Below are 22,895 nucleotides of genomic sequence, written 5' to 3'. Positions count from 1 at the left end.
CAGGACTTTTTGATTCTAAAACTTTGTAGAATTAAATATTTACTTTTACTTTGTATTTCAAAGTTCTTTTAAAATGACAAAAGAAAAGTACCTACAAGACATCGCCGAAATTAAAAACATCATGAATCGGTCCACACGATTCATATCGCTTTCAGGATTGAGCGGCATACTAGCAGGCTTTTATGCCATTATCGGTGGAATAATCGGTTTTTTTATTTTACAAAGAGCTCAAATCAATGGCTACACCGATTCATTCGACAGAATGATATCCACACCTTTTAATCAAAATACGAGTGTTCAAATCATTCTTGTAGCAATCGTAGTACTTGTTCTTGCTGTAATAACTGCTTTTTTCCTAACTAAAGCAAAAGCTAAAAAGTATAACCAAAAAATATGGACGAAACAATCTATAAGATTGGTTCTTAATTTTTTAGCTCCATTAAGTATAGGTGGTTTGTTTACTTTAATCATGCTGTACTATGGATTTATAGGATTAGTTGCACCGTGCATGCTTATCTTTTATGGACTAGCCTGCATGAATGCATCTCATTTCACACTAGGGACAGTTAAGTATTTAGGTCTTACTTGCGCTATTTTGGGGTTATTGAACTTAGTGTTCATTGGATATGGTCTCTATTTTTGGGTGGCTGGTTTTGGAATTTGCCATATCTTATATGGAAGTATTATGTATATTAAATACGACAAGCAATAACCAGTGAGTATCATTGACAAGTTAAATAAAGCATTTGATCATAGAATAAGATTAGGAATCATGTCTATTCTAATAGTTAACGATGCTGCAGATTTTAAACAACTTAAAGAAGAGTTAGGAGTTACTGATGGTAATCTAGCTAGTCATACCAAAGCTTTAGAAAAAGAAAAATATATAAGAGTTGAGAAATCTTTTATAGGTAGAAAACCAAATACCAAGTACATTATAACTCAGCACGGTAAAGAAGCCTTTACCTCTCATATTAATGCGTTAGAAAAATTAATTAAAAATGGCTAATTATGAATAAACTATTTTTTTTACCTATTTACTTTGAAATTCAAAGTACTTTAAAAACCATTAGAGAAGTCTTAATTTCGTCTCTATTTAGAATATCTAGTCAGATTTATATCGCGATTAAACCTGCATCACCGTGGGATATATCTGTAAAGGAACTGCTGCAATATCATTATACCACACTGGGATTTCATTTGGGATGCTTTTTACTCAAACATGATTTTACACCACAGCCTAAATGTGAAGATCATGACATCTTCCATCTAATCACAGGATATGATATAGACACTTCTAATGAAATTGCGATGCAATTTTGGTTATTCGGTAACGGCAAGCGCAGTTACTACATACCTATTGCTTTATTAGCTGGTATTCTATTTTATCCAGACTCCTACTCCTTATTTAAGACTGCTTTGAAAAATGGTCGGGAATCATTGCCGGTTTATCACAAAAATTATCGGGATCTATTACACATTCCGATTTCACAATTAAAACCAGTTAAAACAACTTATAAATTATAGCATCATGAAATCAATTTTATCAATATTAGGTGGTATCGTCTTCGCTTACCTATTTTATTCGCAAGGAATGGGATTAAATACTGTTTTTTACACCGTATTTATATTAATTATTCTGGTACTTCAACAAAAATTTGTTCTCCTTAAAAAACCTGTACTAGTTAGTGCTTGCTTGTGGCTAGGAACTGCCATAGCAGTTAGTTGGCACAGTAATAAACTTAATAATTTTATGTACTGCCTAATGGGTATACAAACCATAGGGGCTGTTGTTTATTACCAATCGAGTATTTACATCAAGTGGATAAATGGAATTTTCAATATACTATTCGGTTCATTACATCGCTTTTTTGAAAAGCCACAAACAACTCAAATTAAGGAGAAATCTAGTACTAGCTTCCTACAATACTTAAAGTACTTTGGCATCCCAACTTTTCTCCTAATAGTATTTCTCTTGCTGTATGCCAACTCAAATCCTGTCATGCAAAATATATTGGATAATATCGATTTTTCATTTCTCAATGGTTTATGGATTTTTACAGCATTTTTAGGCTCTTTACTCACAGCGAACATTTCTATGGGTCAACCTGTTGAGGAGTTAGTCAAATTTGATGAGAATTCTAAAAATGAGCTGCTAGTTCCTTCGCATTTAGACCTTTCATTATGCAAAGAGCAAAATAAAATAGGAACTTATTCCTTAATAGCGCTTAACGTTCTATTGATTTTCTTCTTAATTACAGAATTTGTATTTATTACTCAAATAACTTATCAACCTGCTACATCCCTATCTAATGCTGTTCATCAAGGAGTCTATACCAGTATAGCTAGTATTATTTTGGCTCTTATAATTATCGTTTATTTTTTCAGGGGACAGCTTAATTTTTTCAAGAAAAATCAATCACTGCGCAAAATAGCTTATTCATGGTTAGTTTTAAATCTTATCCTAATCGGTAGCGTATGTATTAAAAATTATACCTACATAATTAATTTTGGACTCACTCCTAAAAGATTAGGAGTGATGATCTACTTATTCTTATGTGTTATTGGGATAATTACAGTATACCTTAAAATCAAGCACAAACTTACCTTTACCTATTTACTGCGACGCAATTCCTATATCGCTACTCTACTCTTGGTAATGTATAGTTGGGTAAATTGGGACGCAATAATGACTTCTTACAATATAAAAAACAATCATATTGATACTGAATTGTTCTATGAACTATATCCTGGAAACGCGCTTATTCTTGAGGAAAATCTATCTATCAAAAAACAAATTATAAAGGAAGTGTATTCGCCTAAAATAAGTGAAAAATCAACTAAAAAAGACTGGCAAAGCAAAACATATCTGGACCTTCAATTAGAAAATCATGACACTTACTAAACTAAAAACTGTTCCCAATTTATGGTTGGTGATTCGGGTAGGATGGTCTTGTCTTGTCTTGGGTACCATAATATTTCTTTGTGGATTGATGTTTCCGCATTATTACATCTATATTTTGGGATACTTATACGTCATTTTTAGCGTAATTATTTCTTTGATAGCATTACTCATTGCTGTCATTACAATTATGATTAATAAAAGAAATTGTCAGTTAGGAATAATTGCTATCTATTGCCTATTAATTAACATACCTATCGCCTACTGGTATGCCCAAATTATCATCAGCTATGCATAAATATTCTAGTAAATTAATTCTAGTTCTTAGTATTTTAAGTTTGTTTATGCTCATGGTTCGTATTAAGGTAACCACGAGTTTCTATGGTTTGTTTATGGTATGGAATTTATTTCTAGCCATTATTCCTTTACTTATCATAAGGATCACCTCAACCTTTCAAAAAAGCACATTTATCCAAATGGTTTTTTGGTTACAGACCAATTCTATTTTTTATAGGATTAATGATGATAAATCACGCTTTCGCGAAAGCGAACTCTACTTCCCTACTCCAAAATCCTCAACGACTTCTACATTTGCTAAACGAGCTATTATTGTAGTGTTTTTGATGGTATGGTTATTATTTCTACCCAATGCGCCTTATATGGTTACAGATATGATTCATATTTCTAACTCGCAGGATATGTGGTTACATTATGATATTGTGAATTATGGTTTGTTTGGATGGTGTGGTCTTGTCATATTTTGTAATGGATTGTTTGAGGTTAATGCATTGATTAAAAGAGAATGGGATTGCCATCCTTTACTATTTCCTGTAATCACTATCACTTTAATCGTACTTTGCTCGCTGGGTATTTATTTAGGTAGAGAATTAAGGTTTAATAGTTGGGATTTACTTACTTCACCTTATGAATTATTCATCGACTTTATCGATACTCTAAGTTCGCTTACACATAACATAGCGTTGCTATCCCAATTGGTCGCCTATACGGTACTTCTTAGTATAAGCCTTATCATGTACAGTAACTATGCAAAATAAAATTTACATTATTCTTGCTATTTGTTCATTTGCTATAATGGTAATCATTGAACGTTTTATAAATGATTCTTTTATTCGGCCGTATATGGGCGATGTTATTGTGGCTATTTTTATTTATTGTTTGTTCAAAATTTTCTTTTTATGGTCTGCAAGATCAACAGCTATAATTAGTTTGACATTTTGTTACCTGGTAGAAATACTACAATACATAAACATTATTTCTATTTTAAATTTAGAGAAGTATCACCTAGCCAGAATTATAATAGGCACTAGCTTTTCCTGGTATGATATTTTATGTTATACGACAGGAGTATTGATCATTGTATGTATTGATTTAAGGTATAGTGAAAGTAAGCAGCCCTAATAACTCCATGTATCATGACTATTTTTTAAAACAACCACTAAATTCAAACAGTAAATGGTGGTTTTACGTATTATTTTATTTTACTACAGACGTCTTACTTTATTATTATCGCTAGATGAAACTTATCTTTGTACTTTAAATTTGATTATGGCATTAAACAAAAACGGAGTATTAGGATGGGCTACTTTAATCATGATCATTATTGGATTAGGGCTCATCGCACTAGGAGCATTTAAGTACAGTGAGGTAGCTGGTTATGGATTTGCAGCAGTAGGAGTGGGATTTTTTGCTATTGCATGGGTTTTCAATGCTTTAAAAGGTCGCGTTTAAATTGAAGCATCGTATCGTATTTCAAGATCAAACTGCTAGAAAGTATGTCGCTTTCACTTCTATAGGAATAATTCTTATAGTTGCTGGTGTGCTTTTACTGTTCACAAGTTTAGAAGAATACGTAGCGTACTTGGGTATGGGAATAGGGATAGCCCTGTTTTTTTATATAAACATGAACTCTTTTCGCAGTACACATTTCATTTCATACAACCGTAAAGGAATAACTTTACAGTTACTAGGCAGAAAAACAAACGGTTTTAGCTTTAACCAGTTACAAAAAGTATCTCTTGAAGAAAAAGGGCTGCTTATAAAATTAAAAGGTGGTGAGGTTATTACGCTTTCGCGAAAGCGATACCTAGAACAATCTCTACAACAATTATTTACAATTTTAAAGACAAAAACATCATCCCATGAGTGACGATAAACAAGTAATTTTTTCCATGCAAGGTCTTTCTAAGACCTACAGAAGTACTGGTAAACAAGTACTAAAGAATATTCATTTAAGTTTTTTCTACGGTGCCAAAATTGGTATCCTAGGTCTTAATGGTTCTGGTAAATCTACCTTACTTAAAATTATTGCAGGAGTTGAGCAAGATTACCAAGGTAATATTCATTTTCTAGACGGTTACAATGTAGGGTATCTAGAACAAGAACCTCAACTAGACGATGATAAAACAGTTATGGACATTGTAAGAGAAGGAGCTGCAGAAACTGTTGCCGTTCTTGAGGAATACAATTCCATTAACGATCAATTTGGACTACCAGAAGTCTATGAAGACGCCGATAAAATGCAAAAATTAATGGATCGACAGGCTGTGCTTCAAGATAAAATAGATGCACTCAATGCTTGGGATCTAGATACCAAACTAGAAATTGCAATGGATGCGCTGCGCACGCCACCTGGTGACGCTCAAATTAAAAACCTGTCTGGTGGTGAACGTCGTCGTGTTGCATTATGTAGATTGCTATTACAAGAACCAGAAATTTTATTACTGGATGAGCCTACCAACCACCTCGATGCAGAATCTGTTTTGTGGCTAGAACAACACCTAGCACAGTATAAAGGTACCGTTATAGCGGTAACTCACGATAGATATTTCCTTGATAACGTGGCTGGATGGATTCTTGAATTGGATCGTGGTGAAGGTATTCCTTGGAAAGGAAACTATTCTAGCTGGTTAGATCAAAAAAGTGAACGACTTGCCAAAGAGGAAAAGCAAGAGTCTAAGCGTCGTAAAACACTACAGCGAGAACTAGACTGGGTTCGTCAAGGTGCAAAAGGTAGACAAGCTAAACAAAAAGCGCGTTTAAATAACTATGACAAACTGTTAAATGAAGATGTAAAACAAAAGGAAGAACGTCTTGAAATTTATATACCAAATGGACCACGTTTAGGAACTAATGTGATTGAAGCATCACATGTGAGCAAGGCCTTTGGAGATAAGTTATTATATGAAGACCTTAATTTTACTTTACCGCAAAACGGAATTGTGGGAATTATAGGACCTAATGGTGCTGGAAAAACCACCATTTTCAAAATGATAATGGGACAAGAGCAACCTGATAGCGGTACATTTAATGTAGGAGATACGGTAAAACTTGCCTACGTAGATCAAAGTCATAGTGATATAGACCCTGAAAAAAGTATTTGGGAAAACTTTGCCGATGGTCAAGACCAGATAATGATGGGTGGTCGTATGGTAAATTCTAGAGCTTATTTAAGTAGATTTAATTTCTCTGGATCAGAGCAGAATAAAAAAGTTTCAACGCTGTCTGGTGGTGAGCGCAACCGTTTACACCTAGCTATGACTCTAAAAAAAGAGGGTAACGTCCTTTTACTGGATGAGCCTACCAATGATCTAGATGTAAATACATTAAGAGCGCTTGAAGAAGGTCTTGAAAACTTTGCTGGTTGTGCCGTAATTATTTCTCACGATAGATGGTTCCTTGATCGTGTGTGTACACACATAATCGCATTTGAAGGAGACTCACAAGTATACAGTTTTGAAGGTAGTTTTACCGAATATGAAGAAAACAAGAAAAAGCGTCTGGGTGATGTAACTCCTAAACGTATAAAGTATAAGAAGTTAACTAGAGATTAATTAGTAACTGAGTTCCATAAAAAAAATCCGTTTTGCACAGTCGCAAAACGGATTTTTTATTTTATTAAGATACTAATCTTCTTAAGTCATATTACTGACTTAATGAATCCATAGCTTGATATTTCACTTCATTTACCTGAACTCGCTCACTCTTCAATCGATATTTTAACCAATTATAGATGTTCTCTTTGATTACTTTTTTATTCTCCTCATCTAGCAGTGAATCTTTGAAAGAAATCGTAATCACCTCGGTACTGTCCATTTTTTTTGTTGCGTAATCTCTAGTATGATTCATAGCTAGTCCCATGCTACCTATTTGAGGATATAAATACCCCAATTCATCTAGTAAGATATCTTTATCCTTAAATTTATTACTAACTAATCTCAATTGATTTTCAAGCGCCTCAATGCGAGAATCTTTATCTCGTATAAGTTTAAAATCTTCAATACGTTCCTCTTGAATTTTGGCAAGATCTTCATTCTGTGAATCTATGATTGTACGGCTACCTTGAACAAAGGTCACGGTACATTCTTCAAGATCCTCCATTTGGTAGAATTGATCTTCCCATTCTTTAATTTTCTCTTCTGGAACTTCTTTACCAACTACGCTCATTATGAGCTCCTTCTTTTCCTCGTTCCAAATAGGTGTAAAAATAGATCCCTTGTAATTTAGGGATTCTACAAATTCTAATCTTGCTTGTTTATTAAGCTGGTCTTGATACAATTGATAAAAAAAGAAAACCGATGGTAACAGAACTATGATCCCAACTGCAGTAGCAATACGTGAAATACGCTTTCTTTTTGCTTGATTAGCATATTTAACCATTGGAAAATTAAGCAACTTACAGACTACAAATGTCGATAATGCTATAAAAACAGCATTGATAGAGAATAAATATATGGCGCCTCCAAAAATACTTATATCCCACATCGCAATTCCGTATCCTGCCGTACACAATGGTGGCATTAAGGCTGTGGCAATTGCAACACCTGCTATAGCATTTGACATAGTACCCTTTTTAGATTTTGCAACAATTAACGCGAGCCCACCAAATATGGCTATAAGCACATCTAGAAAAGTAGGGAATGTCCTATTCTTAAGTTCATCATTAAACTCAACAAAAGGCGAAATTTTAAAATAGATGGTTGCCGTAATAAGAGACAATCCCATCATTACCATGAGATTGATTAAGGAACGACGTAACATTTTTTCATCATTAATCGCTGTACCTAATCCCATTCCTACAATAGGTCCCATAAGTGGTGAGATTAACATGGCTCCAATCACAACTGCTGTAGACCCTACATTTAATCCGATAGAAGCTACCATGATAGAGAAAATCAAAATCCATGCGTTGTGTCCTTGAAAGGAAATATCCTTGCGTACAGATTCAACTGTCTCGCTACGATCACTATCTTCCCGTATGTCTAGCAATTCATTTAAAAAAGCCTTTACATTATCCCAAATCCCAGAAATCTTTTGTTGATTTTCCTCGAGTTTGTCACTAGGTTGTGTTGGATTATTTTGCTCCATTATCCTATTTCGTCTCCGTATTTATTAATTGCACTTTGGCGGATTTGTTTAATCTCCTGCTCAGCTGTTTGTGGTATTATCATGAGTACATCATCCTCGTCAACAACTATATAGTTTTCCAGTCCTTGAATGATTACCTTTTTATTAGTATCAGTTTTTATGATGTTGTTACTTGAATTTATAGCGGTTACACTAGAATTAACTATAGCATTATTGTCGCTGTTTTTCTCGAGTTTGTCAAATAATGAACCCCATGTCCCTAAATCATTCCAACTGAAATGTGCTGGAATTACGTTTACGTGATTACTTTTCTCTAGTATCGCATAATCAACTGATATATTTTCAGCTTTTTGATAGTTTTCTTCTAACCAATCGTTTTCATGGGTTGTGTTGTAAACCTCATAACCGTTTTTAAATAATGTGGTTAATGCAGGTTGCGCTTTCGCGAAAGCGGAAACGACACCATCAACGTGCCAGATAAAAATACCGGCATTCCATAAAAAAGTACCTTTTGCCAAAAATTCTTTAGCTGTTTCAAGATTAGGCTTTTCTCTAAACTGCTTTACCTTTTTTACTTGATTAGATGAAGGTTCAAATTCAATATAACCATAACCTGTATTAGGCGATGTAGGAGTGATTCCCAATGTCATTAGGTCATGACGATTTTGTGAGCAGTGATCAAAAGCCGTTTCTAAATTCTCATTAAATAAATGTTCTTCTTCAATATAATGATCACTAGGAGCCACGATCATTGTAGCATCGGGATTCATTTTTTGAATTTTGAGAGCTGCTAGTAAAATACATGGTGCAGTATTACGCATAGCAGGCTCTGCCACGATATGTGTATCCTGCATGAGCGGCAACTGTTTTTTAACCAACTCTACATAGTCTGCATTGGTTAAAACTAAAATATTGTCTACAGGAATAGTAGCACTTAATCTATCATAAGTCATTTGTAACAAAGACTTACCAATTCCCAGCATGTCGTGGAATTGTTTAGGAAATTTTTGTTTGCTTACTGGCCAAAATCGGGATCCTACTCCACCGGCCATAATAACGGCGTACCTGTTCTTACTCATTTGTCTTCATTAAGGTTACTTGAGCATTGGGTTGAAAAACATACATTTTACCTGAATCGAGCTCAAGACATTCATATCTTTTGCGCAGTCTTTTACCTAGCTGGTATAATTTGCCATTACTCGCAACAAACCTACTGCCATACGGTAATTCAAATATATAATTTTTATCGGTCTCGGGATCATAACGACGCAAGGCAATACTCATCAATGCATCAGTATCACTGCTAGCTCTGGGGTTTTTAAAATGCTTGACTACCACTGGTAAAAGATCACTTGGATAAATATCGGGCCTTAAAAAAGGTATCATCATTTTTTGAAATGTGTGCTTCCACTCTACTCCATGTGGTTGGATATTTCGTCCATATTTTTGAAAAGCAACTAGATGGGCTAGCTCGTGTACAAGTGTTATTAAAAATCGATACTTATTTAAATTACTATTTATAGTGATATGATGCAATCCACTCGCATCACGACGATAATCTCCATGCCTAGTTTTTCTTTCGTGAACAATTTTTAATTGAACCTTAAATTCCTTTAATAAGGCATGTATAGGTGCTACGGTTAATTTAGGTAAGTACTTTTCTAAAAGATCCACTTCATTTACTTTGAAACGTGAAGATAAAAAGACTTATTTTTTTAAATAACCTATTATATAAACATGTATTAACAATTATGTGAATAGTTGTGATTATGTTTGTTTTGTAATAAATAATAGAACATGCGCAGAGAAATAAATGAAAAAGGTTGGAATGATTTAAAAACAAATGATAGTTGGGCAACCTTTAAAATCTTATCTGAATTTGTAATGGGTTATGAGCGTATGAGCCGTATAGGGCCATGTGTTTCTATTTTTGGAAGTGCTCGATTAAAACCTGATAATAAGTACTATAAACTAGCAACTGAAATTGCACAACGTATCGTTGAAAATGGTTATGGTGTAATTACCGGTGGTGGTCCTGGAATAATGGAAGCAGGAAATAAAGGCGCTCATTTATCAGGAGGAACATCTGTTGGTCTTAATATCGACTTGCCGTTTGAACAACATGACAATCCTTATATCGATCATGATAAAAGCCTTGATTTTGATTACTTTTTTGCCCGTAAGGTAATGTTTGTCAAATATTCACAAGGTTTTGTGGTTATGCCAGGTGGATTTGGTACCCTTGATGAATTATTTGAAGCTATTACACTTATTCAAACTCATAAGATTGCAAAATTCCCAATCATTTTAGTTGGTACCGAATTTTGGAGTGGATTATTGGATTGGGTAAAAGAAACCCTTGACAAGAAATTTCATACGATTTCTCCAGAAGATTTAAATTTGATTCATTTAGTCGATACTAGTGAAGAAGCAGTGAGTATTATCAATGACTTCTATGCAAAATACAGCTTGAGTCCTAATTTCTAGTATCTTAGACTAAGCACTTTTGTAATCATCACAAAAATCAACTTAGAAATAGGTGATTTTTGTGATGATTTTTTAATATTTAAACATCATATTTGAAAGTAAACTCTAAAAAAGCACCTTTGAAAACAAGATTTCTTGTATTTCTCACTTTACTATTGTCCATTTATGGCTGGTCGCAGCATCAAACTAACCTTGTGGTTAAGCTTGATGATGATGCTAGGGAATTGACCATTGAACAAGAAATAACTTTCGTTAATACAAGTGATATCTCTTGGGATAAAGTGTATTTATTAGATTGGGCTAATGCTTTCAGTAACTTACAGACTCCTTTAGCTATAAGACTAGCTGAGGATTTTAAAAATCGGTTTGAATTTTCATCTGATGAGGATAAAGGCTTTACAGATATTTCTAGTCTAAATACTGAAAACTATATCGTAAGCAGACCAAAATCTAATCCAGACGTTGTTATTTTAGAATTGTTGGAGCCCATCGCACCACAAACATCACGCAGTGTAAACATAACTTACAAAGTAAAAATTCCTCTTGATGATTTTACTGGCTATGGAAAGAGTAGCGATAATGAATATCTACTCAAATATTGGTACCTGCATCCTGCGCCATTTGTAAATGGAGAATGGCAGTTTTATTCTCATAAAGATTTAAATGATTTTTATGGCGCACCTACCCAGATGAGCATTTCAGTTCACGTTCCTTCTCGTCTCAAGGCTATATCCTCATTAAAAATGATTACCCAAGTTGAGCAGGAAAATCGTAACAGCTATCTATTTGAAGGTTTAACAAGCTCTAGTGCTAGGTTATACTTCCTAGAATCAACCGACGATTTTAAACGTTATAGCACTAATCAAGTGGATTTAACCACTGATATTGATGATGAAAGTGTTCCCACTGAAATGAAAGTGGTTTTTATAGATAGAATAGCTAGTTTTTTGAATGATCATGTAGGTAAATCTCCGAGTAGGGAACTCTTCATTTCAGATAAATTTTACAAAGAAAATCCGGTATATGGCTTAAGCTCTTTACCTAGTTTTATTAACCCATTTCCAGCAGGTTTTACCTATGAAATAAAAATGCTCAAAGCACTTACTCGTAAATGGGTAGAACAAGGAATAAGTACTCACAATAGAGATGAATACTGGTTAAAACAAGGTATAATCATCCATACCATAATGAAATACCAGGAACAATATTACCCAGACTTAAAAATTGGTGGTAAACTAAGTGATTTTTGGGGAATACGAGGATTCAATGTTTCACAACTAAGGTTTAATGACAGGTATGCATTTTTATACTTAAATACAAAAAGACTTAATCTAGATCAAGCACCCAATACTCCTGCTGATAGTTTATTGAAATACAATCAACAACTCGCCATTCCATTTAAAGCTGCAATAGGATTAGCATATCTTAACGACTATCTAGGTAATAATGCCGTTGAAAATTCGATTAAAAAGCTCTATAGTCAATCACCGTCAAATTCACAAAATAGTCGGGATTTTCAAAAATATTTGAACGAACAAACAGATAAAGAAATTGATTGGTTTTTTAATTACTTTATAACTCGTCACGAAAGGCTAGATTGGAAAATAAGGAACATAGAGAAATACAAAGATTCAGTAATTGTAACGATTAAGAATAAGAGCGTTTATCCTATCCCTATTCCTATCTACGCACTCAAAAATGATAGTATTGTTTATAAAGAATGGATTAATGGATTTATAGGTGATACTTCTATTACGCTTTCGCGAAAAGTGATACAAAACAAGAAATTAGGTACCGCCAATAGAATTGTACTTAACTATGAGGAAATAATTCCTGAATTTAACCCAAGAGATAACTACAAAACTCTAAAACCATTTCCTGCATTTAATAGGCCCTTGGAATTTAGGCTATTCAAGGACATTGAAGACCCTGAAAAATCTCAAGTTTTCTTGATGCCAGATATAACATTTAATATATACGATGGATTGGCTATAGGTTCTAGATTTTACAATGGTAATTTACTGTCAAAACCTTTTAGATATAGCATTAAACCTGCCTATGGGACAAACTCAGGCAAATTAGTGGGATCGATAGGATTAAGTTATGAGCATCCATTTCAAGATAGAAACAACAGCCTTTTTTCTATGAGATATGGACTAAGTGCCAATCAATTTTCTTATGCTCCAGATTTACTATATAGACGAGGAAGCGCGTGGTTAAGTTTTAATTACAGACCTAAAGACTTGCGTAGTAATAAAAGACAAAGCCTTAATTTTAGAAACGTATTTGTGCAACGAGATCGCAATGATGAATCTCTTGAAGAAGATCCTGATTACAATGTTTTTGCATTGAGTTTCAATCAATCAGACCGTAACCTTAGAAGATCTTTTAGTTATAGTTTTGGCACCGAGATTAGTGAACGTTTTTCAAAAGCAAGTTTTAGATTAGACTGGCGCAGACTCTATAAGGATAATAGACAGCTCAATTTTAGAGTATTCATGGGAACTTTTCTATATAACGATACAAGATCCAATGATGATTTTTTCTCCTTTGCCTTAGATAGACCTACGGATTATCTTTTTGATTATAACTATTATGGTAGATCTGAAGATGACGGTCTATTCTCGCAACAATTAATTCTTGCCGAAGGTGGATTCAAAGCTCAATTGGATCCAGCATTTGCAAACCAGTGGATTACCACCTTAAATTCTTCGTACAGTATATGGAAATACATATTTGTTTATGGTGATGTAGGAGCTGTTAAAAACAAGGGTACAAGCGCAAGATTTGTATATGACACTGGGATTAGATTAAACCTATTGCAAGATTATTTTGAGTTGTATTTTCCTGTGTACAACAATAATGGATGGGAGATCGCGCAACCTAATTATGATGAGAAAATAAGGTTCATAGTAACGCTAGATGTTAACACTTTTATAGGGCTATTTACTCGTAGGTGGTACTAATTTTACGCTATTGCAAACGGGCTTTAATCTCCGTATTTTTGCAGTAATATAAAATTCTATGCAAGCAACTGAAAACCCTACTGTTTCTCTAAAAAAAGAAGACTTTAAAAACGAAGTCCTTAAAGATTATAAAATTGCGGTAACTAGTCGCGAATGTAGTCTACTAGGTCGCCGCGAAGTACTTACAGGAAAAGCTAAATTTGGAATCTTCGGTGATGGAAAAGAGCTGCCTCAACTTGCTTGGGCTCGCGCTTTTGAAAATGGTGATTTTAGAAGCGGTTATTATAGAGATCAAACCTTCATGATGGCTATAGGTGAACTTACTATCGAGCAGTTTTTTGCTGGACTGTATGCAAACACCGACATCAAAGAGGAACCAATGAGCGCAGGAAGACAAATGGGTGGTCACTTTGCGACACACAGTCTTGACGAGAAAGGAAATTGGAAAAGATTAATCGATCAAAAAAATAGTAGTAGCGATATTTCTCCTACTGCTGGACAAATGCCTAGATTATTAGGTCTTGCACAAGCTAGTAAAGTATATCGTCACAATGACCTTATTCCTGCAGATAATGGATTTTCAAATAAAGGTAATGAAGTTGCCTGGGGAACGATAGGTAATGCAAGTACAAGTGAAGGCCATTTTTGGGAAACCTTTAATGCTGCCGGAGTCCTGCAAGTACCTATGGTAATCAGCGTGTGGGATGACGATTATGGAATCTCGGTTCATGCACGTCATCAAACTACAAAAGAAAGTATAAGTAAGATTCAGGCAGGTTTTCAAAGAAATGAAGACGGCAAGGGTTATGAAATAATCGTAGTTAAAGGTTGGGATTATGTAGCTCTAGTTGAGGCTTATGAAAAAGCTAGTAAAATTGCTAGAGAAGAGCATGTACCGGTAATGATTCATGTGGATGAACTCACACAGCCACAAGGTCACAGTACTAGTGGCTCTCATGAGCGTTATAAGGATGAAGAAAGACTAGCTTGGGAAGTAGAATATGATTGTAACGCACAATTTAGAAAATGGCTGATTGAAAATGACTTTGCTACAGATGATGAGCTGTCGGCCTTAGAGAAAGACATTAAAAAAGAAGTACGTAACGGTAAAAAAGCAGCGTGGACTGCATTCATCAATCCTATTCTTAAAGAAAGAGATGAAGCGGTACAGCACCTAGAAAAAGTTGCGAACGTAAGTGATAATCAAGTTTTCATTCAACCTTTAATTTCTAAATTAAAAGAAACTAAAGAGCCTATTAGAAAAGAAGTTTTTGAAACTATAAAACAAACCTTACGATATACAATAGGAGAAAATCATGATGAAATTGATCAACTTAAAGCATTTTTAAGTGATTATGAATCGACCATTCAACCTAAATACAGCGATTATCTTTTTAGTAAGTCTGATAAGGCTGTAGTCAACATACAGGCTGTAGATCCAGTCTATAATGAGGAAAGCAATGAGGTAGATGCTAGAGTTATCATGAGAGATAATTTTGACGCATTATTTGCTGCGCATCCAGAGGTTATGGTATTTGGTGAAGATGCTGGAGAAATAGGAGACGTTAATCAAGGTCTTGAAGGAATGCAAGAAAAATACGGTGAATTAAGAGTATCAGACACCGGTATTAGAGAAGCTACTATTTTAGGACAAGGAATCGGTCTAGCAATGCGAGGATTACGACCTATTGCCGAAATCCAATACCTAGATTATTTACTTTACTGCTTACAGATCATGAGTGATGATCTAGCTACTGTTCAATATAGAACTGCCGGTAAACAAAAAGCTCCAGTAATTATAAGAACTAGAGGTCATCGCCTAGAAGGAATTTGGCACAGTGGTTCACCAATGGGTGGAATCATTAATCTAGTAAGAGGTATTCATGTTCTAGTACCTAGAAACATGACCAAGGCAGCTGGTTTCTATAACACTCTTATGGCAAGCGATGAGCCTGCCCTTATCGTTGAATGTCTAAACGGATATCGTCTTAAAGAAAAATTACCTGTAAACTTAGGAGAGTTTAGAACTCCTGTAGGAGTTGTTGAAACCATAAAAACAGGTAGTGATATTACCGTTGTTTCTTATGGTTCAACCTTGCGTATTATTGAGGAAGCAGCTGTGGAACTTGAACGAGTAGGAATAGATATTGAAATTATAGATATTCAGTCCTTGTTACCTTTTGACCTTAATCACGATATAGTAAAAAGTGTACAAAACACCAATAGATTATTAGTTATTGATGAAGATGTACCTGGTGGAGCTAGCGCTTTTATCCTTCAAAAAATTGTTGATGAGCAAAACGCTTGGAGATATCTAGATAGCAAACCACAGTGTTTGAGCGCAAGAGCTCACAGACCAGCCTACTCTACAGATGGTGATTATTTCTCAAAACCTAGTAAAGATGATATCTTTGATAAAGTGTATGAAATCATGCACGAGGCTATGCCAGCACGATATCCTAGATAATATATGAGCAACAATACAACATCTTCCCTGTGGCGTCAAAAAGTCCATGAAATCATTTATGAGGCAGATACACCAGCAGGGAAGATTTTTGATGTAGTATTACTTATTCTCATCCTAATGAGCGTAATTCTGGTAGCGCTAGAAAGTGTTCCTGGAATAGGTGAAGAATACGCTAATCAATTTATTATTGCAGAATGGATTATAACCATTTTCTTTACTATTGAATACATACTACGAATCATATCCATCAATAAACCTTCTAAGTATATCTTTAGCTTTTATGGAGTTATAGATTTACTCTCTACAATACCCTTATATCTTACCCTATTTATAACAGGTCTCAATGCTCTTATTGCAGTGAGAGCTTTAAGATTACTACGCGTATTTAGAATTTTAAAAGTAACAAGATACATTGGTGAAGCGGATAAATTATCCAAATCCATACGCGCAAGCGGACCAAAAATAGCCGTATTTCTATTCGCTGTGCTAGTCGTTTCTATAATAATGGGAACCCTTATGTATCTTGTAGAAGGTGCAGACAGTGGCTTTGATAGCATCCCAAAAAGTATCTATTGGTGCATTGTCACACTTACCACAGTAGGATTTGGAGATATTGCTCCAGTAACGCCGTTAGGGCAATTTATCGCTACAGTGATTATGATAATGGGATATGGAATAATTGCTGTGCCTACGGGTATCGTAAGTGCAGAATATTCGAGAGAAGTAAAAAAAGACAATCCTAATTATCGACATGTAAATACTCAAGTCTGTCAAAATTGTTTAGCAAAAAAACATCAGGATGGTGCTCAATTTTGTCACAAATGCGGTTATGAGCTCCATGACTAAAAAAACACTTCTTACCATAGTTGGACCTACAGCAATTGGAAAGACTGATTTAAGTATCGCTTTCGCGAAAGCGTATCAAACAGCTATCATTTCGTGCGATAGCAGGCAGTGTTACAAGGAAATGAATATAGGGACCGCTGCTCCTACCCTAGAAGAACAAGCAGCTGCGACTCATTATTTTATTCAAGACCGTAGTATTCATAATCCCATGAGTGCAGGAGATTTTGAGAAGGAAGCGTTAACAATTTTAAATCACCTTTTTGAGAAAAACGATGTTGTCATAATGGTAGGTGGAAGCGCTTTATTTGAAAAGGCAGTTACACATGGTCTAGATGACTTTCCTGATGTTCCTGATTCAATACTTGATGAGCTAGAGCTTCAATTAAAAGAAAAAGGTATATCCAGTCTACAACAAGAGTTAATAAAAGTCGATCCAGAATACGCTAATCAAGTAGATATGCATAATTCTAGGAGATTACTTAGAGCTCTTTCTTTGTATAGAGCAAGTGGTAAAACGATGCAGGAATTGAGATCTGGTAATGAACAAGAACGCAATTTTCAAACTATTAAAATCGGACTAGAAGCTCCTCGAGAAACGTTATATGATCGCATTAATCAAAGAGTAGATTTAATGATCGATAATGGATTAATTGAAGAAGCTAAAAGCCTTTTGCCTTTTAAAGAACTTACAGCTTTACAAACCGTAGGATACCAAGAACTGTTTCCTTATTTTGAAAATAAAATAGATCTTGACGAGGCTATTCGTTTAATTAAACGTAACTCTAGAAGATTTGCTAAACGCCAAATGACATGGTACCGCAAGGATAACCAAGTTCACTGGTTTAATTATAGTACTCGCCATACTGAAATGGTACAGCGAGTACATAAACTACTTACAGATCGATTTGATTAATAATCTACTTGATCTTTTATAAGTAAACGGAATCCTTCTCCGTGTATATTTACAATCTCAACATTATCGTCCTTCTTAAGATACTTACGCAGTTTTGCAATATAAACATCCATAGATCTTGAGGTGAAGTAATTATCATCTCTCCAGATTTTTGTTAGAGCTAATTCACGAGGCATAAGATCATTGATATGCAGCGCTAGTAATCTCAGAAGATCGTTTTCTTTTGGTGATAACTTTATAGGTTCATCATCATTATAAGTAAGGAATCTAAGTTTAGAATTTAAATGGAAGTTACCTATTTGAAATTCGAATTCTTTACTATCAGCAATACTATCTTGTCCTTTACGCTGCAGTATAGCTTTAATTTTCATAAGTAAGACTTCGCTATCAAAAGGTTTGTTCAGGTAGTCATCAGCACCTACTTTATAACCTCTTAATACATCTTCCTTCATGGCTTTTGCTGTTAAGAAAATGATAGGTACATCTTCATTTTTTTCACGTATTTCTTTAGCTAGAGTATACCCATCTTTATAAGGCATCATCACGTCAAGAATACATAAATCGTAATTATCCTTTTTAAATTTTTCGAAACCTTCCATTCCGTTTTTCGCATGAACCACATCAAAGTCGTTCATAGCAAGATAATCTCTAAGAACAGTTCCAAAATTTGGATCATCCTCAACTAATAGTATTTTTTTGTTTTCAGTTTCCATAAGTAGTAATTATTTAGTTAATATTTAGGTTAGTAAAGGCAAGTGAATACTAAATGTACTTCCTACACCTTTAGTGCTTTCTACGTAAATTTCTCCATGACAATCATCTAGTATGCGTTTTGCATAGGCCAGACCTAAACCATGTCCTTTTACGTTATGAATATCTCCGGTATGTTCTCGGTAAAATTTTTGGAAAATTTTTCTTTGAGCAGCCTTGGACATTCCTATACCGTTATCTCTAACTTTGATAACGACTTTATTTTTAATATTTTCTGTAAACACATCAATTATTGGTGCTTCTTCAGAATATTTTATAGCATTTTCTAAAATGTTGACAAACACATTGAGAGTATGACTTTGATTGACTAAAACCTCAGTCTTTAGGGCTCCAAAATAAGTATTTACAACTCCATTTTTTTCTTCTAAAATCAATTGTATATGAGATATTGCCTCTTCAACAAGTTCATTAACATCTTCTCTTTGTTTTTCTAAATTAAGATCACTTTTCTCCAATTTTGAAATTTGAAGAACATTCTCAACCTGACTGTGCATGCGTTTATTCTCTTCCCTAATCATACCGAGGTAATTCTTAATTTTTTCTGGATCGCTCGCTATTTTTGGGTGTTTAAGACTATCCAGAGCTAGGTTTATTGTAGCGATGGGAGTTTTAAACTCATGTGTCATGTTATTAATGAAATCGGTTTTAATTTGAGAAATTTCTTTTTGTTTTTTGGACTGAGTATAAACATGAGCATAAGCCATACCTATTATAGACGTAAAAAGAAATACAAGCAAAGCCATCCAAATAATGGAGGACAAAAGATACTTTTGTCTACCTGGCAGATTAATGGATAACTCATAAGGTTCTACATCCTTTGAATTAGTGGTAAATACGGGATAACTCCAGGTTGCATCCGTTAGAAAATCAAAATTTTCTGAACTTATACGAGTCGCTAGACCATCTTGGTATATAGCAAATTCAAAATCTGTGTCTATCTGTCTTTTTTTAAGTTCCTTCTTTAATAACTCTCTTACTTCATCAACTGAAGTTCTTTGAGTAAGTGGTAAGTAACTATTAAACTCAGACACCATGTTACCAATTAAACGCTTTTCATATTCCTCCATTTTTGAAAGCTGTTCATACGAATTGCGCTGGCTAGCTTTTAAACCATCAATGGTTTTAGCTTGTTGAGAAACTTTAGATTGTTTATTAAATAATTTGGTAAAGGTTACACTATCTAGATCTATGTCTAATAGCTTTGGATTGAGTTTGTAATTTTCTGTGAGTAAACTATTGGAGTAGGTTGTTATTTCCTCTAATTCTTCATTACGTTGAATTAAAATTAATTCACGCACTGTTCTAGAGTCTGGATTACCACCTAGACTATCCTTTAAACTTTGAAATAAATCGTAATAGCGTTCAACTTCCTTTTCTTCTAATTGAGATGCCGCTTCTGCCAATGTTTGCTTAATTGCAAATGAAAACTGTTGCTCTTTCTCATACAGCCCATTCACTATCCAATATATCTGTATAACTAGGATACCACCTAACGCGATACCCATTACTATCAGATTAAAGAAAACTCCCTTAATATTATTCACGAAACAAAATTAATGAGTATTAATTCTGTTAAAAAGCTTTTAACCTAGTATTAACTTTAATTTTTACTGAGTATAATTCAATTATTTAACAAAAAATCGTTTAAATAACATACAAAACGTTTCGTTTGTTCAATATCTTTATTTGGAAGTACGAATTCTGCTTTATTTAATTTTTTTAATTCAGTCCACTGATTCTCCATTCTAGCGATCACTTCCTCTTCAGTAACCTTATCTCTCGCCATGACCCTTTGCACTCTTACCGACCTTGGTGCAGTAATTAAAACAACAGAATCACAAATGGAATCTCCACCACTTTCGTATAAAATAGCGGCTTCATACATTCCATAAACAGCATCTTGAGCGGCTACCCAATCATTAAATTTTAATCTAACTGCAGGATGTATGATTTTGTTAAGCTCTTTCAATAACTCTTTATCATTGAAAACTTTTGAAGCAATAAACTTTCTATTAGGTTGTTCAACACCATCGATCTTGACGTAAGCGTCAACTCCTAGTAACAATTTTACTTTATTAATTACAGTATGATCTTTAGCCAAAATTAGTTTAGCTTCATCATCTGCGATAAATAATGGCACACCGTATGATTTAAACATGTTAACCACCGTGGTTTTTCCACTTCCTATTCCTCCTGTAATACCTATTACTCTCATTTTTTTGATACTATCATTACAGTGTTTGGAATAGTTCTCAACCCTTGTAGTTCTTTAATGTTAGAAGAAACTGAAGGTATAAGCATCAATGAATCTGATAATATTTTTGGTAGCTCTAAGGTTATTGATAAATCCTTGCGATTAACCACAGTATTCAATGGTTTGTTTCCTTTTACTTGTAAACTATCAACAGTAAGGTAAAAATTATTTGGAATCGAAATATCCTTTAAGCTTTTGGTGGTAGTAAATTCCGTATAGGGTTGAGCTATAAAGGTAATGGTTAATTCATTAGGAGCAACTTTAGCTGCTTTGAAATATTTATTTAAATCCACTTGAACTGTTGTTGTATCACGATCTAACGTGATAGATTCTTTATCCAACACCAAGTCCTTAAAACCTGCTAATTCACCTTCTGCACCAGAAATAAGAACACTATCAATAGAAAATATAGGCTCTTCAACTAGTCTATAGGCATCTTTAAAATCAATGATTAAGTTTTTATCGATAGGTACCTTTTTACTAAGTTTTCTATATACATCAATAGTAACTGGTTTGTTACTCAAAGAAACCAAACTTAAGCCATCAGTCATTTGATTAATTGCAATAAATGCATCGTTAGGAATAAAATGTGGATTAGAATCAGTCCTCACCCATTCTTTAAAATCTAAATTTACTTGATAATTAAACAGCTTCCTATAAATAATACTATAACCCGAACCTCGTACTACAGCAGGAACAGTAATAGTATTATTTTGATTTTCAAATTCATATTCGATTGGTAAATTCTCCCAATTGATTTCAATATCTACAGTATCTTGATAAGTACTTCCATATTTTAAAATGAACCAAACTATCGCACTTCCTAATATGAATATGAGAAGGACCCCATAATTATTTTTACTTGCCTTAATCATTTAAAGAATAGTTTTGGAAAGGCCTCTTTCTCATTTTTGTTAAGAATTTTAATAGCTATGAAAGAAGTAAGGAAACCGATACCGTATCCATAGAACTGTACCATTGTAGCATACACAGCTTTGAATCCTACACTTATATTGTTCTTAATCGTAGCATCAATAAAAATAAGAAAAAAGTAAGCGGTATAGACTATTGACAATTCAATATAACCTAGTAGTGAAAAAGCAATACTAAACATAGCTCCCAATATAAAAAGAGAGGGAAACCAAAAGGTAAGTTTTGATGTTTGTGGATGCCATTTATTTAAAATTACCCTAACCTTTCCAAATTTTTCAACTTGCTTTTTAAATAAAGTCCAAGATATTCTTCTTTCATGATAAACATATGCCTTTTTAATAAGCTTAGTTTCATATCCAGATTGCCATAACCGTATACTTAGATCAGGATCTTCACCAGGATGAATCGTACCAAAACCACCAGTATCCTCAAAAGCCTTTTTACTCAATCCCATATTAAAGCTTCTCGGTTGAAATTTACCTAATTGTTCACCACCACCTCTAATTCCTCCTGTAGTAAGGAAAGATGTCATTGAATAGTTGATCGCTTTTTGTAAATCGGTAAAACTCTCGTGTGCTGCGTCTGGACCTCCATAACAATGTACAAAATCGTTCTTTAAAAATTCATCAACTTCATTCAAGTAATTTTCTGGTATTAAACAATCACTATCCAGAATTATAAAATAATCACCTTGCGCTCTACTCATACCATAATTACGAGAATCACCAGGCCCAGAGTTCGGTTTAAAATAGTATGAAATGTTTACGCTTTCGCGAAAGCGAGAACATACTATATCAGACTTTGAAGTAGACCCATCTTCTATAATCACAACCTCAAAAGATCTGTCAAAATTTAATTTTTCCAGACTCTTCAACAATTTTTCAAGCTCGTCTGGCCGATTGTAAACGGGAATTATAAATGAATAATCAATGCTTTTCACATTTCAAAAATACAAATAAAAAAAGGCCGCA

At 34.1% G+C, this 22,895-nt stretch carries 22 protein-coding genes; 14 read left to right on the top strand and 8 right to left on the bottom strand.

What is annotated here, in order from left to right; genetic code table 11:
* The first annotated feature begins 73 nt into the window (after positions 1-73).
* The 9 genes from I5168_RS08350 (at position 74) to ettA (ending at position 6,753) form a co-directional block, all read left to right on the top strand.
* Positions 74-712: a hypothetical protein gene (locus I5168_RS08350; RefSeq protein WP_105019248.1), complete on the top strand. Its 639-nt coding sequence runs from the start codon at positions 74-76 to the stop codon at positions 710-712.
* 3 nt (positions 713-715) lie between these two features.
* Positions 716-1,009 carry a winged helix-turn-helix domain-containing protein gene (locus tag I5168_RS08345; protein ID WP_082586966.1) on the top strand — a complete coding sequence of 98 codons (294 nt, stop codon included), beginning with the start codon at positions 716-718 and terminating at the stop codon, positions 1,007-1,009.
* A gap of 2 nt (positions 1,010-1,011) precedes the next feature.
* Entirely contained in the window at positions 1,012-1,527 is a 516-nt protein-coding gene (locus I5168_RS08340; protein ID WP_105019249.1) for a hypothetical protein, read from the top strand.
* Positions 1,528-1,531: 4 nt separating this feature from the next.
* Positions 1,532-2,905: a DUF4153 domain-containing protein gene (locus I5168_RS08335; RefSeq protein ID WP_431471488.1), complete on the top strand. Its 1,374-nt coding sequence runs from the start codon at positions 1,532-1,534 to the stop codon at positions 2,903-2,905.
* Positions 2,906-3,171: 266 nt separating this feature from the next.
* Positions 3,172-3,957 (top strand): DUF1361 domain-containing protein, encoded by a 786-nt coding sequence (locus tag I5168_RS08330; protein WP_431471487.1) that lies wholly within the window; start codon positions 3,172-3,174, stop codon positions 3,955-3,957.
* A complete protein-coding gene (locus tag I5168_RS08325) occupies positions 3,947-4,321 on the top strand; it encodes a DUF2809 domain-containing protein (RefSeq protein WP_431471486.1) in 375 nt (124 codons plus the stop codon). The genes I5168_RS08330 and I5168_RS08325 overlap by 11 nt, the downstream gene beginning before the upstream one ends.
* Positions 4,322-4,468: 147 nt before the next feature.
* Complete coding sequence (locus tag I5168_RS08320; protein WP_042280350.1) at positions 4,469-4,651, top strand: CAL67264 family membrane protein; 183 nt, start codon at positions 4,469-4,471, stop codon at positions 4,649-4,651.
* A 1-nt stretch (position 4,652) separates the two neighbouring features.
* Positions 4,653-5,069: a hypothetical protein gene (locus I5168_RS08315; protein ID WP_431471485.1), complete on the top strand. Its 417-nt coding sequence runs from the start codon at positions 4,653-4,655 to the stop codon at positions 5,067-5,069.
* Positions 5,062-6,753: an energy-dependent translational throttle protein EttA gene (ettA, locus tag I5168_RS08310; RefSeq protein WP_431471484.1), complete on the top strand. Its 1,692-nt coding sequence runs from the start codon at positions 5,062-5,064 to the stop codon at positions 6,751-6,753. The genes I5168_RS08315 and ettA overlap by 8 nt, the downstream gene beginning before the upstream one ends.
* A gap of 91 nt (positions 6,754-6,844) precedes the next feature.
* Here ettA and I5168_RS08305 read toward each other — a convergent pair whose 3' ends face one another.
* From I5168_RS08305 to I5168_RS08295, 3 genes are read right to left on the bottom strand one after another with little or no spacing between them, the layout of a single operon-like run.
* Positions 6,845-8,287: a DUF389 domain-containing protein gene (locus I5168_RS08305; protein ID WP_105019255.1), complete on the bottom strand. Its 1,443-nt coding sequence runs from the start codon at positions 8,285-8,287 to the stop codon at positions 6,845-6,847.
* Complete coding sequence (locus I5168_RS08300) at positions 8,287-9,366, bottom strand: mannose-1-phosphate guanylyltransferase (RefSeq protein ID WP_431471483.1); 1,080 nt, start codon at positions 9,364-9,366, stop codon at positions 8,287-8,289. The genes I5168_RS08305 and I5168_RS08300 overlap by 1 nt, the downstream gene beginning before the upstream one ends.
* Positions 9,359-9,961 (bottom strand): SprT-like domain-containing protein, encoded by a 603-nt coding sequence (locus I5168_RS08295; protein ID WP_042280358.1) that lies wholly within the window; start codon positions 9,959-9,961, stop codon positions 9,359-9,361. Before I5168_RS08295 ends, I5168_RS08300 begins: the two co-directional genes overlap by 8 nt.
* Positions 9,962-10,084: 123 nt before the next feature.
* On the opposite strand from I5168_RS08295, the gene I5168_RS08290 reads away from it, so the two are divergent.
* The 5 genes from I5168_RS08290 to miaA all read left to right on the top strand — a co-directional run bounded on the left by I5168_RS08290 (position 10,085) and on the right by miaA (position 17,966).
* On the top strand, positions 10,085-10,774 hold the full coding sequence (locus I5168_RS08290; protein WP_042280361.1) for a TIGR00730 family Rossman fold protein: 690 nt from the start codon (positions 10,085-10,087) through the stop codon (positions 10,772-10,774).
* A 119-nt stretch (positions 10,775-10,893) separates the two neighbouring features.
* Positions 10,894-13,740: an aminopeptidase gene (locus I5168_RS08285; protein WP_431471482.1), complete on the top strand. Its 2,847-nt coding sequence runs from the start codon at positions 10,894-10,896 to the stop codon at positions 13,738-13,740.
* Positions 13,741-13,798: 58 nt separating this feature from the next.
* Complete coding sequence (locus I5168_RS08280; RefSeq protein ID WP_431471481.1) at positions 13,799-16,207, top strand: alpha-ketoacid dehydrogenase subunit alpha/beta; 2,409 nt, start codon at positions 13,799-13,801, stop codon at positions 16,205-16,207.
* Between the two features lie 3 nt (positions 16,208-16,210).
* On the top strand, positions 16,211-17,053 hold the full coding sequence (locus tag I5168_RS08275; RefSeq protein ID WP_431471480.1) for an ion transporter: 843 nt from the start codon (positions 16,211-16,213) through the stop codon (positions 17,051-17,053).
* Positions 17,007-17,966 carry a tRNA (adenosine(37)-N6)-dimethylallyltransferase MiaA gene (gene miaA / locus I5168_RS08270; RefSeq protein ID WP_431471479.1) on the top strand — a complete coding sequence of 320 codons (960 nt, stop codon included), beginning with the start codon at positions 17,007-17,009 and terminating at the stop codon, positions 17,964-17,966. Before I5168_RS08275 ends, miaA begins: the two co-directional genes overlap by 47 nt.
* On the opposite strand, the gene I5168_RS08265 is transcribed toward miaA, so the two are convergent.
* From I5168_RS08265 to I5168_RS08245, 5 genes are all read right to left on the bottom strand, one after another.
* Entirely contained in the window at positions 17,963-18,679 is a 717-nt protein-coding gene (locus I5168_RS08265; RefSeq protein ID WP_042280367.1) for a response regulator transcription factor, read from the bottom strand. The two genes, miaA and I5168_RS08265, sit on opposite strands and share 4 nt — an antisense overlap.
* Before the next feature lie 24 nt (positions 18,680-18,703).
* On the bottom strand, positions 18,704-20,281 hold the full coding sequence (locus I5168_RS08260) for a sensor histidine kinase (RefSeq protein WP_431471478.1): 1,578 nt from the start codon (positions 20,279-20,281) through the stop codon (positions 18,704-18,706).
* 77 nt (positions 20,282-20,358) lie between these two features.
* The gene (gene coaE, locus I5168_RS08255) at positions 20,359-20,952 is read right to left on the bottom strand and encodes a dephospho-CoA kinase (RefSeq protein ID WP_431471477.1); all 594 of its coding nucleotides are present in this window, start codon (positions 20,950-20,952) and stop codon (positions 20,359-20,361) included.
* Positions 20,949-21,866: a hypothetical protein gene (locus tag I5168_RS08250; protein ID WP_431471476.1), complete on the bottom strand. Its 918-nt coding sequence runs from the start codon at positions 21,864-21,866 to the stop codon at positions 20,949-20,951. The genes coaE and I5168_RS08250 overlap by 4 nt, the downstream gene beginning before the upstream one ends.
* Complete coding sequence (locus tag I5168_RS08245) at positions 21,863-22,855, bottom strand: glycosyltransferase (RefSeq protein WP_431472759.1); 993 nt, start codon at positions 22,853-22,855, stop codon at positions 21,863-21,865. The genes I5168_RS08250 and I5168_RS08245 overlap by 4 nt, the downstream gene beginning before the upstream one ends.
* Positions 22,856-22,895: the final 40 nt, after the last annotated feature.

This window comes from Nonlabens sp. SCSIO 43208 (assembly GCF_050703575.1).
Lineage (GTDB): Bacteria > Bacteroidota > Bacteroidia > Flavobacteriales > Flavobacteriaceae > Nonlabens > Nonlabens tegetincola.
The sequence above is the reverse complement of the archived record's forward strand: the minus strand, read 5'-3'. Positions and strand labels throughout refer to the sequence as shown.